Raw genomic sequence first — 13,618 nt, forward strand, 5'->3', positions numbered from 1 at the left:
CATTACCTGGCAAGAAGGTCTTGCACCTTCTTGCTGCTGTAAAAACGTTGAAGATTGCGGCGCAGGAAACTTTCTGCAACGCCTTCCTTAATAACCAGCAACGCAAGGTCGGGAATGTAATTGTCCAGTTCATCAAGGATCATTTCACGGCTGACACCAATGTCATCAAGCAAGGACTGCAGCGACTGGTCGCCATACTTCTCAAAGAAAAACTCAACACCCAAATCAATACACGACTTCAGGTATTCGGTGTTGCGGAACTCAAGCCAGAACTCATACCCCAATACCATGAATTCTTGAAGGTCTTGCTCGGTCAGGTAATCGCGATAAGCCGTCAGCGGCCATTCACGCACCACATCCCAAAACGCCAGGGCGCTATTCATGGCAGTTTCCCGATACTGCTCATTGTCCAGCGTTTCGTCTACCATCTCCAGCGAGCTTTTAACGCCACTCTCCATCAAGTTGCGCACCCGGTCTTCAAGCCCTTCTGACAAATCAGGCGCCTTCGTACTCAACCATTCACGCACCTTGCGGGTGCTGCTGGCCACAGTAGAGAATTTCATCAGGTTGTTTTGCTCAAACACGTAGCCTTTGAGCACCGTGAAAATCACATCGGACAAAAAATGCCGAAACGGCGTGCTGTTGCGGATATTGGTCACTGCGTGGTCAAGCACGCCATCCTGCTCAAAAATCTTTTCAATGAATTCAGTGGCAATGGAATCAGAGACCACTTCACCAATCCTGGTGGTTCGGCTGGCTGGGAATTCGAAAATCCGATTGGCAATCTCGCCAAACAACTCTGGAATGGCACCACCAATTTCCATCTCAACGGCATAGCGTTGAGCGGTGCCCTTGACCTTGTTTTCATCGACAGCGTCGCGCAGGCGAATGTGCTCCAACCGGTCAATAAGATACCCAACCTCTTCAGCCAGTAAGGCCTGAAACTTTTTACCCTTGAGGTTTTGCAGCCAGAAAGCCACCTCGGCTTCAAGCAATTGCGACGCCAAATCTTTGGGCTGCTCAGCGCTGGTTTTCGCCATGTCTATTCCGATATGTAGTAGTGTTAAATGATTCTAACCTGCTGTATCGAGGTTCCCGTGTTGAAAAAACTGATTGCTTTGCTGTTTGTTAGTGCAAGTGCTCCAGCCTTGGCCCACCTGACCTGGATTGACGTGGGAGAACAAAGCCTGGGATTGTCGACCGGTCACAATTTCCCCGCCAAAGAAATTACTGTCAAGGGTGAATATGTAGACTCTGTAAGATGCGTCGGAGACGATGGCAATGTGTTCGATTTGCCATTCAATGACAAAAGCATTCGCTACGTTTACAAGAAACGCCCCACCAACTGCCTGGCCATTCTAAAAACCAGCCAGATCGAGCTCTCCCCCCGCCAGGGTGCACAGCATTTTGATGAAAACAAAGTAGACAAAGTCTTGGTGAACAAGGTGCTGAACAGTGACAAATTCAGCGAAGAATATTTCAAGGCAGCACAAATCAAACCTGTTGAGAAAGACGGTCATTTGTACAATCCCGACATTGCTCAATTCGTGACGCTGCCAGGCGATTCTTCAACGATTTATGTCTACAAAAACGGCAAACCTTTGGCTCAGCTACCAGTTGGTCTGGAGTATCCCGAAACACCTGTGACCTTGTGGTCGAAAACAGATTCAAGCGGCAAAGTCACGTTGCTGTTGCAACCCAAAGGCAAGGCACTGATTCGCACATTGATCACGGAGGAAATAGGCAACGCTTACAAAAGCCAGTTTTTGTCCGTGATTTTGAATGATGAATAAAAAAACCCCGCAATTTCTACGTTGCGGGGCTATCTAGATCAACTGAGTTTTACCCCAATACTCAATCGGGTAAATCAAACGGTTCATCAGTCTCCGAGGTCGCCAACATCAGGTTACTGACATCGTCAGGCTCCCCAGTTTCTGAAGTATCTCGCAACAGAGCGCCAGCTTCTGATGCATTGATATTTCCGTCGCCTCCTGCACTACCCAGGTTAAAAGGGGAACCATCCCCCCCGCAAGCTGCCAGTGTTACCAGCAGCGCTGCACCGGCGGCCAATCCAAGTTTGCTGTTCAGTTTCATATTCGTCTCCTTACGGTGCCGAGGCAGTTTGAGTTGGCGCTGGCGTGCCCGAGCCCGGCGTGGGCGTACTCAAGAAAGGAAAACGATTCATGAATGGCACACGCGCTTGATCCACGGCATCGTGAATACTCAAGGAAGTATTACCCAATGGCACACTGATTGAGCTGCAATTCGAGCTAAGGTTGGTACCTGGCACTGTGTTCAACCCCAATGCGTTTCCACTCCCATTGGCCACGCACAATCCACCCATCACAGCCACCAGCGATATATCTACTACATCATCAATTGGGCGACGACCATTTGGAAACCCAGCAGCATCACCAAAGGCGAATCCAAGCTTGTTTTGAGAAGCAATCGGAGTGGGTGCTGTTTCTGTGTTCAGTCGCAACATTTCGGAAAGCACCAAATTGGCGGGACGGTTTACACCTTCGATACCAGCAAGGAATACATTCAGCAGATCGGTGCGTGGAAAGTTTGTAGGCGCTGCGCCCGCGTTTCCCGTTTGAACCAAACTAATCAGTTGTGGCAATGTTGGATTGGACACGTAAGTGAGGAACTGACCATCACCGCTTGGCTTGGATGCATTAAAACGGTCTTTGTCTTTCAGACCAATGACCACTTCATTCACCAAAGGCATACCGAGGCGTGAAACCTGTACCCAGGCACCCCCCACTTTTTCAGCAGTTTGATGCCCTTGGGCAGGAACACCGTCACCAATTTGCACTTGACGCACACTGGCGGTGGTCCATCCGCCGATCACGTCCTCTGAGCTGGGGGTCAAACAATCTTTATGGATCTCCAACGCAATACTGGTTACGTTTTTGTCCTGAATGGAATTGACCGCAGCTGCATTTTCGAATGAACGATTGGAAATCACCTCGAAAGGCGCATTCACCAAATCAAAAATAGTACCCAGGTTAACGGCAAAACCTTCCTGTCGCTGGCCTACAAACACACGAGCCTGGTTGGTACCACTGGCACAACCGGGAATTGTCACATTGTGAATGTGCGCATCGGCATAGGCTTGATACGCGGCAGCATTACCCAGAGTTTTTTCACCAATGTAATCCACTGGTTTTTCCAGCGTGGTGCTACCACCACTGGTCTTGGCGGCCAAAGTACGGTTGTTGTTACGCCGCCCGTCTCGTACCACCGTCAGGGTGTAGGTTTCATTCAAATTTAGATTGCTACTCCCGACCGTGTTGACTGGTCCCTGCTGAATCAACGGAATGCTGACCGACTCCGTGCCAATCATCTGCGACAGGTCGCGTAAATTGTTGCGAAAATTAAATTGAAATGTAATCTCCTCTTGTGCATCACCATCGTTGTCGATGTGAATTTCATACAGCGCGCTGGGATCCATCGAGAAATAATTCGGGCCACCATAGCCGTCTTGAAGCGGCTGATAATTGGCGATCAATGTAATGAAGTTAGACCGGTTGGTCTCATAACTGCGGAACATGTAAAAATCAGTTCCGTCTGCTTTCGGAGTGGTGGTGATTGAGGGCGCTTCACGGTGGCTAGAAGCCAAAGCCGCAACGCTGACAACAGCCAAAAGACTGCCCGCTAAAATATTGAATTTAAACTTGTTGTTCTTGGTTGTGCTTGTCTTCCTCTGTGCTTTCATGATGACTCCCTTGCTTCCATTTGGTACTTCTAAAAACTACACTTGCCTAATTACATTTTGAGTATAGGGATCAGTATTTATTATCACAATGACAATTATTGCAATAAATACTATCTTAATAACCTATTCTCTTGTTTACTAACCGTTCAACTGGGTTTTGGATGCGTCAATACAAATATTACGAATTCGTCCTGGTCGCATTTGTGGCCGTGCTGTTGTGTTCCAACCTGATTGGTCCTGCAAAAATTGCTGAACTGGATTTGCCATTGATTGGCACGGTTACCTTCGCAGCGGGTGTGCTGTTCTTCCCTATTTCTTACATATTCAGCGACATCCTGACCGAGGTGTATGGTTATGGTCGCGACCGCAGGGCCGTGTGGGCGGGCTTTGGGGCATTGGCCTTTGCATCTTTTATGGCTTTTACGGTGGTGAATCTTCCCGCCGCATCTTTCTGGGTCGACAAACAAGCTGCAGTTGAAAGCGTGTTCGGCAACACTTGGCGCATTGTGTTGGCTTCGCTGATTGCTTTCTGGAGTGGCAGTTTTATCAATAGTTTTGTTCTCGCCAAAATGAAGATATGGACCCACGGCAAATGGCTGTGGACCCGCACTATCGGCTCAACTGTGGTTGGCGAATTCATCGATTCAGCCTTGTTCTACACCATCGCGTTTTGGGGCATCATGACAACAGACCAGATCATCACCGTGGCGCTGACACAGTATGTGTTGAAAACAAGCTGGGAAATTCTCGCTACGCCACTGACCTACTGGATTGTGGGCAGGCTCAAGCGTGCTGAAAACGAAGATTTTTACGACAGAAACACCAACTTCACGCCATTCAGTTTGAAGGTGTAGCACCTAACACACCCACTCGGCGAGCGGTGATGAAATGGCGTTGCCAATAGGGGCTGAGCAATTTGGCGATTTCAACGCCAGCCCGTGTGGATACATGCATAAACTGATTGTTGCCGACATAAACGCCGACATGCCGGCGTGTGGGACCCGTGCCAAAGAAAAGAAGGTCACCAGAACGCAAATCAGACAGATCAACCCGCTCACCCATGGTCATTTGCTCGCGTGAACTGCGCGGAAGCTGAAGCTGGAATTTGTCTTGAAACAAGGTTTGAATAAAGCTTGAGCAATCGACCCCGTTGGCACCTGTACCCCCGAGTTTGTGACGCGTCCCAGCCCAGTTTGAATAGTGGGCCAACAGCGCATTTTGAATTTCATTGCTGTACGACTGCTCAACTTCAGGCTGATTCAACAAAGACTTCAGGGCAACGGAATCACTGAATGCAAAACCAGGCCACAGCGCAACGATCAACACCAGAAAACTGATTTTCATTTTGTTGAAGCGTGTAACACCGGCCATGCGAATGTTTCCAGACAGGGCGGCAAGCCACATAAGCTGCGGCTTGCCGATTTGAAAAAACCAGAAATTATTTATTGGCAAAGTACTCGTTGGTGAGTTTCACGATGACCGGTGAAAGCAACAACAGCGAAACCAGGTTGGGCAAGGCCATGAAAGCGTTCAAGGTGTCGGCAACCAACCAAACAAAGTCGAGTTGAGTGACCGCACCCACCATGACAAAACCTGTCCACAACACGCGATAAGGCATGGTAATAGCGGTGCCAGCAATAAACTCCCAGCATTTTTCACCGAAATAAGACCAACCCAGAATGGTCGTGAAAGCGAAGAAGGCCAGCGACAAGGCCAGCACATATTCACCCACGCCTGGTAAACCTGTTGCATAGGCGCTGGAACTCAGGGCGGCACCGTTTAAACCACTGCTCCAGACACCAGTGACCACAATCACCAGGCCGGTCATGGTGCACACAATAATGGTGTCGATAAAGGTACCCATCATGCCCACCAAGCCCGATTCAACCGGATTGCTGCTTTGACCAGCAGCCTGTGCAATACCCGCTGTACCCAAGCCAGCCTCGTTAGAGAAAATACCGCGCGCAACACCATATCGAATGGCCAGCATGATTGCAGCACCTGCAAAGCCACCTGTTGCAGCGACAGGATTGAAAGCACTTTCAATAATCAAAGCAAAAGCCGCTGGAACCTGATCAATGTACATGCCCAAAATAATGACCGAAGCGATGATGTAGGCCACGCACATAAATGGCACCACTTTTTGCGCCACTGCACCAATTCGCTTCACACCACCGATCAACACGAAGCCCACCAGCACTGTCATTACGATGCCGGAAATCCATTTATCGATGCCAAAGGTTACATTCAGCACATCGGCAACGCTGTTGGATTGCACCATATTGCCAATGCCAAAGCCAGCCAGACCACCGAACAGTGCGAATGCAAAGCCCAACCATTTCCAGTTTTTGCCCAAGCCATTTTTAATGGCATACATTGGGCCACCCACCTGCTGGCCACGGGCATCAGTCTCTCGGTAATGCACCGCCAACAGCACCTCCGCATATTTGGTGGCCATACCCACCAGCGCAGTCATCCACATCCAAAACAGGGCACCGGGACCGCCCAGGGCAATAGCCGTGGCCACGCCCGCAATATTGCCCGTGCCCACTGTCGCGGCCAGTGCGGTCATCAGTGCAGCGTAAGGGGTAATGTCACCTTTTGCACCAGCCTGAGGTGTTCTGCTTTTCAGAACCCACTTGAATCCCATGCCAATTTTGAAAATGGGCATCAATTTCAAACGAAGCTGCAGAAACAGACCGGTACCCAGAATCGCGATCAGCATGGGAGGACCCCACACGATGCCATTGATTGCGTTAACAAACTGCGTGAGTGCTTCCATGTATTGTTCTCCTTGTTGTGAAAAGCGATGCGCCGATTTGGTGCTGCAATGGCGAATTGCCAGTGTAGTACGCAAGCAATGTGCCCACGACACCTTATTTAACAAATTTCGCAACTTATTACGCACTCCTTGCCCTGTTGTTGACATAAAAAAACCCCGAACCAGGTCGGGGTTTCTCAGAAAAAGTATCGCAACTTACTGTTTCTTTTCGGGCTGCTTCTCGCCGGCTTTGGGTTGATCACCCAGAATCGACTTGGCAGGACAAATTTTAAATGCAGGACATTTTTGACAACCAACAGCAATCGCAATCGGGCAAACAGTCATGGCGGTCCTCGTTTTTAGTCATGGGAAAGTTCCCGCACGCAGTATTGCAGATTAATGCAGCGTTCCGCTAGGGGATTTGTTCAGTTTATGATTCACAAAATTCTGGGCGGCCTGGCGAGCGAAATTTTCTTCTTCGGCAGACACTTCATCAAGCAGCAATTGCAGCTGGTCGGGAATGTCGGTTTCCGGAAAAAGCACCTGGTAAATATAAAGCCAACTCAAAGCCACACCGCGATCCTTCTGCACTTCAACTCCGTCGAGATACAACAAAGACAAACTCAACATGGACAAGGGCGAACCCAGCTTGGCCGCCTCAGTCAAATAGGCCAATGCCAGCGCAGCATTCTTTGCAACGCCTTTGCCATGCAAGTAATACACACCCACATTGTGCATGGCCTGAGATAGGCCGCCCTGAGCGGCCTTGTCAAAATATTTGAAGGCTTGCACAAAATCGGGCTTGTTCGCGCGCTCAAGTTCAAGTGCCAAGTGGTAAGCGGAATTGGGGTCGCCCAAGTCAGCGGCTTGCCGCAGGTATTGCTGGGCTAGTTGCGCATCAGCATCCAGACACCCCTCAACCCCGCACTTATGCATTTGCACCAAAGTCAGTACAGCCATCAACACATTGGCCTGCGCGGCTTGTTGTAGCAAGTCCATGCCACGAGAAAAATCCTGACCACCCAGCTCACCTGACACCAGCAAACGCCCAAGAATTACCTTGGCATCCACTTCCCCGAGAGCCACACCCTTTTCAAGCCATTGCAGTGCCAGGGCGCAATCGTCAGGGCTGCGGTTCTCGGCGTACAAATAAGTAAACGCAATCAGGTTGCAGTGTCCATCCCATTGATTGCTCAATGTATCCAGCAAACGCTGGCGGGCCTGCACCAACTTCTTCTCAACAAAAAGGGATTTGATTTCGTCGGTGAATTCAACTGGAGGCTGGGATTGCATGGCGTGTTAAACGTAAACTGTGTGAATCGAGATCTTACTGAAGAAACATGAACACACCCTACATTGCCGTTCAAATCAAAGAAGATGTTTACACCCAGATGAAGGCGCTTCACCTGCGCGCATCCAAACCCATCAGCGATGAAGACAAAGCACTGGGCGCCGACCTGCTGGCACAAACCTATGTGCAGCTACTCGACACCTGCTTCACTCACCTGCTGGATGAATTGAACAAAACCCAACCCGACAAAATGCTGCAAGACGCTTCGAAGGTAATACACAAGGTGCAAAGCGAGGCACAACATTACATCGGCTGGCTAATAAAGTTCATTGCCAACAAACGCGTGCCGCCAGTGATTCACCACTTTCACGACATGGTTCATCTGTTGAACCTGACTGGCCGAGAACACCCTTACATCGTGATTCCGGTCACTACAATATATGCAGAAAAAGCCAGCGATGTAATGAATGCACTGGCCAAAAAAGACAGTACGCGCATTGAAGAAGGTGTTGAGCTTTTGATTGAAGCGATAGAAACTGCGCTGGTACCGTTGGTGTATACGCCAAAAGACCTGATGGGTTTCAACTTTGTGATCAGCAAAACCATCAACGGTGTGATCAATGTTTTACACACCTTGTTTAAGCACACCTTGCGTAAACTACCCCCTCACATCAAGGTCGAAAGCTACCCCGCCGTCGCTACGCATTTTGAAACTTTCTTGATCAGAAAATAAACCTTAGGTGGTTTGAATGAATTGGTGCAGAAGCGGAAACACTTCGGTTTTCGCGGCTTCACCACGAATCATTTGACTGTGCGAGAAGTCTTTGCTAAACCCTTTCCTCACAGTGCATTCATGCCAGGTTTTGGGACCACCCAAAGCCTCGTAAATTCGCCTGCAACCCCGCGGGGGTGCAACGTCGTCCCGCCCACCGGCAATCACCAGGGAAGGCACTTTGACTTCATTCAATGCCGCCAGGTAATCAAAACCATCAGCCCCCTTCCATCGACCACTCAGGTTCCATTTACACCACTGAACCAGCAACAAGGTGGGCTCCCCCTCGGGCCCGATGGGCACGAGTTTTCTCGGTGTTCGGCCAAACAGACGGGTTAACGTTCCCAAGGCGAGTACCCGCATTTTTTCCTTCAGATTGGGGGCTGCATCGGTCACCTGCGCACCAATCAGGCTCAGGCTTTTGATTTGAGACATGCGTTCGGGCTGCCGCGCCAGCAACATCAAGGCCAGCAAACCGCCACCACTGTGAGAAGTCCAATGCAGTTGTGAATGGCCCGTGTGTTGAACAATGAAGTCGATCGCGACGGGCAAATCGTTCAAGGCGGGATACTCGAAATTTTGTTTGCGGTGCGCAGGCCGGGCCTGGCCGTGCCCGCCCCACTCCAATAACCAGGTATCAAACCCTTGCTCGGCAAAAAAGGCGCCTAGGTGTTCAACCGCAAGCTGGTTGGACAAAGTGCCGTGAGCCACCACCACAGGCAAGCCAATCGGGTTTGCCGGGCTGTAGCGATGCAAAGCCACATGGCCGCCAGCCTGCATCGGAACCAGGTGTGTTTCCTGTTTCATCACTGAATTACCTTGAGCAACGGTTACACCACCGGCTTGGAAATAAATTTCACCACCTTGGTGGCCCAGCTGCGTGGCGTGAAGCGAATACTTTGAGCCATCGTCCAGTTCAAGGCACCGTGAATGTAAACACGCTGATTGCGCTTCATCGCGGCATAACCCTTCACTGCAACATCTTCTGAACTGGGCATTCGTTTGCCTTGCACCAACGCCGACTTCTGCATATTGGCTTCAGCCTGAAACCCCGATGCAGTCGGGCCTGGGCACAGGGTACACACGGCAACACCGCTGTCCGCCAACTCTTCAGCCAAGGCCTCACTGAAACTGAGCACATAGGCTTTTGTGGCATAGTAGGCCGCCATGTAAGGGCCTGGTTGAAATGCCGCAGTTGAAGCCACGTTTAAAATTTTTCCACGTGTGTTCAACAAATCGGGCATAAAGCCGCTGCACAACACAGTGAGTGCTTCCATATTCAGGCGCAGCATGCTGGTGGTGTCTTCGACTGGCGTGTCTTTAAACAGCCCATATGTACCCACACCCGCGTTGTTGACCAGGTAACTGAGTTCGATGCCGTGCGCTTTTACTTTGGTCACCAGCTCGCTGGCCGCATTGGGCTTGGAGAGATCCGACCCAATCACCATCACGTCGACCTTGTATTTGCCCATGTAGTCGGCCGCCAGCTCGGCCAGCTTGGCCTCATTGCGCGCACTCAGCACCAATGAAATTCCATCTTTTGCAAAACACTCCGCCAAATGCAAACCGATACCCGACGATGCACCAGTGACCAATGCCCATTGTTTCATTCCTGTTCCCCTCTTCTTACAAAATCGGCGATTGCCCACAAGGCTTTGTCAGCTTTCTCCACAAAGGCATTGAACATTTGAAAGTTGTGCCACATGCCTTCATGCACAGTGCAGCTTACTTGCACTCCAGCGGCTTTGGCGCGTTGCTCGAGCAATAAAGCGTCGTCCAGCAAAATTTCATCACTGCCTACTTGAATCAAGATGGGCGGCAAATCTTCAAGATCGGCAAACACTGGGGAAACCTTGGGATCAGTTGGCAGCACTTCGCCACAATAAGCCTGCACACCACGCTGCAAAGGCACCACACTCAACATGGGGTCGGCCTTGGCTTTTGATTGAATGGAAGCGGCAGACAATGTCATGTCCACAAAGGGGGAAATCATCACCAGGCCGGCAGGCAAAGGAAGACCTTCATTGCGCGCATAAATGGCCATGGACAAAATATGTGCTGCGCCTGCCGAGTCTCCGACCAAGGTCATGTCTTTCGGCTTCACATCGAGATCCAGCAGAGCCTGATAGGCAGCCATGCCGTCTTCAAGAGCCGCTGGGTAGGGGTCTTGCGGTGCCAATCGGTAATCAATCAGAAACACGCGTGCATTGCAGCGCACTGCAAGTTCGCTGGCCAAGGGCAAATGGGTTTCAAGCGAGCCTGCAAAAAAAGCACCGCCATGCATGTGCAACAACACCTGGTCGGTGTGCGCATTGGCCGGGCGAACCAAAGCACACATACAGGTACCCAGTTCCAGATACTCCACACGGGCATCGGGTCGAACCTTGAACAAGGGTGCGCCGGCATTCATGGTGGCCGCCAACCAACTGAGCGGAATGGGAAGTTTGCCGGGCGCCTTGAACGTGCTGCGCAACGTTGCACGAACAGCTTTCTCGGCCACAAACTGAATCGGGTTCATGAGTGCAGGGTCTCCGAATGTTACAGCGCAATGCAATTTACGCTGTTTTTGTTATTTTCTTCAATATAGCGAATTTGCAGCAGGCCGCAGCACCAACCCACCACCCCACCCTGCAACAAGTTAGACTATTACTTCCAATTTATTAAAAAATCCCGTGAAAACAAACGCTTCCCCAAAACAATTAATTCTCGGCTTGATGTTGGCGGGCAAAGGTCGCCAAGTGAAAGCTGCCCACATCGTACTGGCTTGCAGCCTGTTTGGTGTGTCGGAAAACAGTGCACGCGTGGCCATGGCCCGCCTGGTTGCTGAAGGCCAATTAAAATCCGCTGGCCGTGGTATTTACACGCTGGGCAAACAAGCGGCGTTTACCGGGCAGGATATTCAGGGATGGAGCAACAGGCTCACCGCCACATGCGCATGGGATGGAAGCTTTTACGCCGTGTTCACTGCCCACCTTGGGCGCAGCAATCGCAAGCAGTTGCTGCTTCGCGAGAAAGCGCTGGCACTGTTGGGCTTTCGGGAATTTGAACAAGGCCTGTTTTTACGCCCGGCCAATTTAAAACTAGGCCTGACTGGCATTCAGGAAAAACTGACGGCGCAAGGGGTCGAGAAAAACGTACTCACCTTTGAAATGAAGCCATCCAGCCTTGCGCAAACCAGTCAAATTCAAAAACTGTGGGAGATTCGAAAACTTGAGAGGCTTTACTTAAGCCACACCAAAAAGTTGAACGACTGGATGCAAGGTTATTCACGCATGAAACTGGAAAAGGCTGCAAGAGACGCCTACCTGGTGGGTAGTCAGGCCATTTATGAAGTGCGCCGAGACCCCCTGCTTCCTGCAGAGTGGATTAACGCTGCTGCACGGCAACAATTCTTTGAAAGCGTGCTGCGCTTCGATGAGACAGGCACACGGGTGTGGCGCGAGTTGCAACTGCGTATATTGAAAGACGAGGAAGTGATCTAGAAAAGCATTTCATTACACCTCTTTACTTTTAATTCCACATCTGTAATATTACATCAGCAACTGTCAACGTCATTGATGGTAATGATGCACAAGACTCTGTGGAGGTCGTTATGCGCACACCCGTTTCTATTCACCAGAAAGGTTCGAGCTTTCCGGTACGCCGAATGGATTTCGATTTCTCCGACTTCAACCGACACTTTGTCAACAACGACCCAGCCAGCAGCCACGTGTGGACGGCGTTTCAAGCCTATTTTCCTGAAGGTGAGCAATTTTTTGTTGACTCGGTAAGGGACGCAAAAAAATGGGTGAAAGACGAAGCCCTGTTGAGGGAAATCAGCGCCTTTATTGGCCAGGAAGCCATGCACGGCAAAGAACATCTTGAGGCCAATGCCGAACTGAAACGCCAAGGCATCAATGTGAATGGCTGGGATGCCCGCACACGCTGGGCCCGCAAACGGCTAAACAGCCTACTGTCGGTAAAAGCACGCCTGGCAGGTACCAGCGCGGTTGAACACTACACTGCCGTGATCGCTGAACACATCATGAAAGACAAAGACTTTCACCACATGATTGTCGACCCAACCCTTAAAAACCTGATTTATTGGCATGCCATGGAAGAAAGCGAGCACCGCGCCGTGGCCTTTGACACGCACAAAGCAGTGGGGGGCACCTATGCGCAGCGCGCAGTGGCCATGACGATTGTCTCGATTGGGATTGGCCCAGTGGTGCTGGCCGCCATGCTGAGCTGCATGAAACAGGACGGCGAACTTTACAACTTGAAATCCTGGTTGAAATTCACCGATCTGTATTTCGGTCGCAAAGGGCTATTCCGAAAGATGATTCCCGATTTGTTGAAATTCTACAAACCGGGCTTTCACCCCATGCAGGCCAATATGGATGCGCCCATGAAACTCTGGAAGGAAAGGCTCTCGCTGGTTTAATAAAAAAAAATTTGAACGATTGATTGAATCTGAGTTACATTTCCGTCAGTATCAAAGTTAATCGTTGTAAACATAGGGTCTTTACTCAAGTATTATTCAGTGAGCAGACCCCGTAAAATTTTAAAAACAACCAGCACAAAACTCACGACACTCGAAGCCAGGCGCACAGCGACCCGGCACGTCGGAGCCAGGAGACAGACCAATGGTGTTTTTGCAGCAAAGCTCTCTTCGGAGAGCCTGTGCCGTGGCGTTTTCAATCACGGCGTTTTCGCTTAGCCAGCAAGCATTTGCCGGTGGTACAGCCAACGACAATCAAAGCACGATGGGCATTGCCACGGCCGGCGCAGGCCAGGCCGCTGAAGCCTCGGATGCGTCGGTGATCTTTTTTAACCCGGCTGCGCTGACGCGTTTCAAGCGCATCGAGGTATTGAACGTGGCCAGTATTGCCACCTTCGACAACGATTACACCTCAACCCAAAACAACGACGGTCCCCCCACCGATGACGGGCGTGAAGGCTCCGCAGGTGAGTTTTTCTCCAGAAAGGATGGTACTGACTCAGCGTTGTTCATCCCCGGTTTATTCGTTGCCATTCCGGTCAGTCCCAAGTTGGTGGTGGGTTTCAGCGGGTAATACCCCCTGCAAACAAACG

At 50.6% G+C, this 13,618-nt stretch carries 15 protein-coding genes; 6 read left to right on the top strand and 9 right to left on the bottom strand.

Annotated elements, in window-relative coordinates; all coding sequences use genetic code 11:
- Window positions 1-2 precede the first annotated feature (2 nt).
- Window positions 3-1,040 (bottom strand): hypothetical protein, encoded by a 1,038-nt coding sequence (locus B4N58_RS13640; protein ID WP_008250968.1) that lies wholly within the window; start codon window positions 1,038-1,040, stop codon window positions 3-5.
- 27 nt (window positions 1,041-1,067) lie between these two features.
- Here B4N58_RS13640 and B4N58_RS13645 point away from each other — a divergent pair, with 27 nt between their 5' ends.
- Window positions 1,068-1,793 carry a hypothetical protein gene (locus tag B4N58_RS13645; RefSeq protein ID WP_291750369.1) on the top strand — a complete coding sequence of 242 codons (726 nt, stop codon included), beginning with the start codon at window positions 1,068-1,070 and terminating at the stop codon, window positions 1,791-1,793.
- Between the two features lie 61 nt (window positions 1,794-1,854).
- On the opposite strand, the gene B4N58_RS13650 is transcribed toward B4N58_RS13645, so the two are convergent.
- Both B4N58_RS13650 and B4N58_RS13655 read right to left on the bottom strand, forming a co-directional pair.
- Window positions 1,855-2,094, bottom strand: a complete 240-nt coding sequence (locus B4N58_RS13650) for a hypothetical protein (protein WP_008250972.1) — start codon at window positions 2,092-2,094, stop codon at window positions 1,855-1,857.
- Window positions 2,095-2,104: 10 nt separating this feature from the next.
- A complete protein-coding gene (locus B4N58_RS13655) occupies window positions 2,105-3,721 on the bottom strand; it encodes a DUF4331 domain-containing protein (RefSeq protein WP_291750371.1) in 1,617 nt (538 codons plus the stop codon).
- A gap of 161 nt (window positions 3,722-3,882) precedes the next feature.
- Between B4N58_RS13655 and B4N58_RS13660 the strand changes: the two genes are divergently transcribed.
- Window positions 3,883-4,575 carry a queuosine precursor transporter gene (locus B4N58_RS13660; RefSeq protein ID WP_291750373.1) on the top strand — a complete coding sequence of 231 codons (693 nt, stop codon included), beginning with the start codon at window positions 3,883-3,885 and terminating at the stop codon, window positions 4,573-4,575.
- On the opposite strand, the gene B4N58_RS13665 is transcribed toward B4N58_RS13660, so the two are convergent.
- The 3 genes from B4N58_RS13665 to B4N58_RS13675 all read right to left on the bottom strand — a co-directional run bounded on the left by B4N58_RS13665 (window position 4,559) and on the right by B4N58_RS13675 (window position 7,775).
- On the bottom strand, window positions 4,559-5,125 hold the full coding sequence (locus B4N58_RS13665) for an NlpC/P60 family protein (protein WP_291750375.1): 567 nt from the start codon (window positions 5,123-5,125) through the stop codon (window positions 4,559-4,561). The two genes, B4N58_RS13660 and B4N58_RS13665, sit on opposite strands and share 17 nt — an antisense overlap.
- A 34-nt stretch (window positions 5,126-5,159) precedes the next feature.
- Window positions 5,160-6,503, bottom strand: coding sequence for an alanine/glycine:cation symporter family protein (locus B4N58_RS13670; RefSeq protein ID WP_291750376.1), 1,344 nt, complete (start codon window positions 6,501-6,503; stop codon window positions 5,160-5,162).
- Window positions 6,504-6,878: 375 nt separating this feature from the next.
- Window positions 6,879-7,775 carry a tetratricopeptide repeat protein gene (locus B4N58_RS13675; protein ID WP_291750378.1) on the bottom strand — a complete coding sequence of 299 codons (897 nt, stop codon included), beginning with the start codon at window positions 7,773-7,775 and terminating at the stop codon, window positions 6,879-6,881.
- 47 nt (window positions 7,776-7,822) lie between these two features.
- Between B4N58_RS13675 and B4N58_RS13680 the strand changes: the two genes are divergently transcribed.
- A complete protein-coding gene (locus tag B4N58_RS13680; RefSeq protein WP_291750379.1) occupies window positions 7,823-8,506 on the top strand; it encodes a hypothetical protein in 684 nt (227 codons plus the stop codon).
- A 3-nt stretch (window positions 8,507-8,509) separates the two neighbouring features.
- Here the strand turns inward: B4N58_RS13680 and B4N58_RS13685 are convergent, their stop codons facing one another.
- From B4N58_RS13685 to B4N58_RS13695, 3 genes are read right to left on the bottom strand one after another with little or no spacing between them, the layout of a single operon-like run.
- A complete protein-coding gene (locus B4N58_RS13685) occupies window positions 8,510-9,352 on the bottom strand; it encodes an alpha/beta fold hydrolase (RefSeq protein ID WP_291750381.1) in 843 nt (280 codons plus the stop codon).
- Window positions 9,353-9,375: 23 nt separating this feature from the next.
- Window positions 9,376-10,155 carry an SDR family NAD(P)-dependent oxidoreductase gene (locus B4N58_RS13690; RefSeq protein ID WP_291750383.1) on the bottom strand — a complete coding sequence of 260 codons (780 nt, stop codon included), beginning with the start codon at window positions 10,153-10,155 and terminating at the stop codon, window positions 9,376-9,378.
- Window positions 10,152-11,063, bottom strand: a complete 912-nt coding sequence (locus tag B4N58_RS13695) for an alpha/beta hydrolase (RefSeq protein WP_291750385.1) — start codon at window positions 11,061-11,063, stop codon at window positions 10,152-10,154. The genes B4N58_RS13690 and B4N58_RS13695 overlap by 4 nt, the downstream gene beginning before the upstream one ends.
- A gap of 154 nt (window positions 11,064-11,217) precedes the next feature.
- Here B4N58_RS13695 and B4N58_RS13700 point away from each other — a divergent pair, with 154 nt between their 5' ends.
- The 3 genes from B4N58_RS13700 to B4N58_RS13710 all read left to right on the top strand — a co-directional run bounded on the left by B4N58_RS13700 (window position 11,218) and on the right by B4N58_RS13710 (window position 13,599).
- Window positions 11,218-12,027, top strand: coding sequence for a PaaX family transcriptional regulator C-terminal domain-containing protein (locus B4N58_RS13700; RefSeq protein ID WP_291750387.1), 810 nt, complete (start codon window positions 11,218-11,220; stop codon window positions 12,025-12,027).
- Between the two features lie 110 nt (window positions 12,028-12,137).
- Window positions 12,138-12,968 carry a metal-dependent hydrolase gene (locus B4N58_RS13705; protein WP_040513204.1) on the top strand — a complete coding sequence of 277 codons (831 nt, stop codon included), beginning with the start codon at window positions 12,138-12,140 and terminating at the stop codon, window positions 12,966-12,968.
- 244 nt (window positions 12,969-13,212) lie between these two features.
- A complete protein-coding gene (locus B4N58_RS13710) occupies window positions 13,213-13,599 on the top strand; it encodes an outer membrane protein transport protein (protein ID WP_291750391.1) in 387 nt (128 codons plus the stop codon).
- Window positions 13,600-13,618 lie beyond the last annotated feature (19 nt).

Origin of the sequence: Limnobacter sp. UBA3528 (assembly GCF_002377005.1) — a bacterium.
Lineage (GTDB): Bacteria > Pseudomonadota > Gammaproteobacteria > Burkholderiales > Burkholderiaceae_B > Limnobacter.

Excerpts from the sequence above, each read along its gene's own strand:
- B4N58_RS13685 (WP_291750381.1), bottom strand. The coding sequence starts at position 9,352 with ATGAAACAGGAAACACACCTGGTTCCGATGCAGGCTGGCGGCCATGTG.
- B4N58_RS13640 (WP_008250968.1), bottom strand. The coding sequence starts at position 1,040 with ATGGCGAAAACCAGCGCTGAGCAGCCCAAAGATTTGGCGTCGCAATTG.
- B4N58_RS13670 (WP_291750376.1), bottom strand. The coding sequence starts at position 6,503 with ATGGAAGCACTCACGCAGTTTGTTAACGCAATCAATGGCATCGTGTGG.
- B4N58_RS13675 (WP_291750378.1), bottom strand. The coding sequence starts at position 7,775 with ATGCAATCCCAGCCTCCAGTTGAATTCACCGACGAAATCAAATCCCTT.
- B4N58_RS13665 (WP_291750375.1), bottom strand. The coding sequence starts at position 5,125 with ATGTGGCTTGCCGCCCTGTCTGGAAACATTCGCATGGCCGGTGTTACA.
- B4N58_RS13705 (WP_040513204.1), top strand. The coding sequence starts at position 12,138 with ATGCGCACACCCGTTTCTATTCACCAGAAAGGTTCGAGCTTTCCGGTA.
- B4N58_RS13650 (WP_008250972.1), bottom strand. The coding sequence starts at position 2,094 with ATGAAACTGAACAGCAAACTTGGATTGGCCGCCGGTGCAGCGCTGCTG.
- B4N58_RS13645 (WP_291750369.1), top strand. The coding sequence starts at position 1,068 with ATGATTCTAACCTGCTGTATCGAGGTTCCCGTGTTGAAAAAACTGATT.
- B4N58_RS13695 (WP_291750385.1), bottom strand. The coding sequence starts at position 11,063 with ATGAACCCGATTCAGTTTGTGGCCGAGAAAGCTGTTCGTGCAACGTTG.
- B4N58_RS13655 (WP_291750371.1), bottom strand. The coding sequence starts at position 3,721 with ATGAAAGCACAGAGGAAGACAAGCACAACCAAGAACAACAAGTTTAAA.
- B4N58_RS13660 (WP_291750373.1), top strand. The coding sequence starts at position 3,883 with ATGCGTCAATACAAATATTACGAATTCGTCCTGGTCGCATTTGTGGCC.
- B4N58_RS13690 (WP_291750383.1), bottom strand. The coding sequence starts at position 10,155 with ATGAAACAATGGGCATTGGTCACTGGTGCATCGTCGGGTATCGGTTTG.
- B4N58_RS13680 (WP_291750379.1), top strand. The coding sequence starts at position 7,823 with ATGAACACACCCTACATTGCCGTTCAAATCAAAGAAGATGTTTACACC.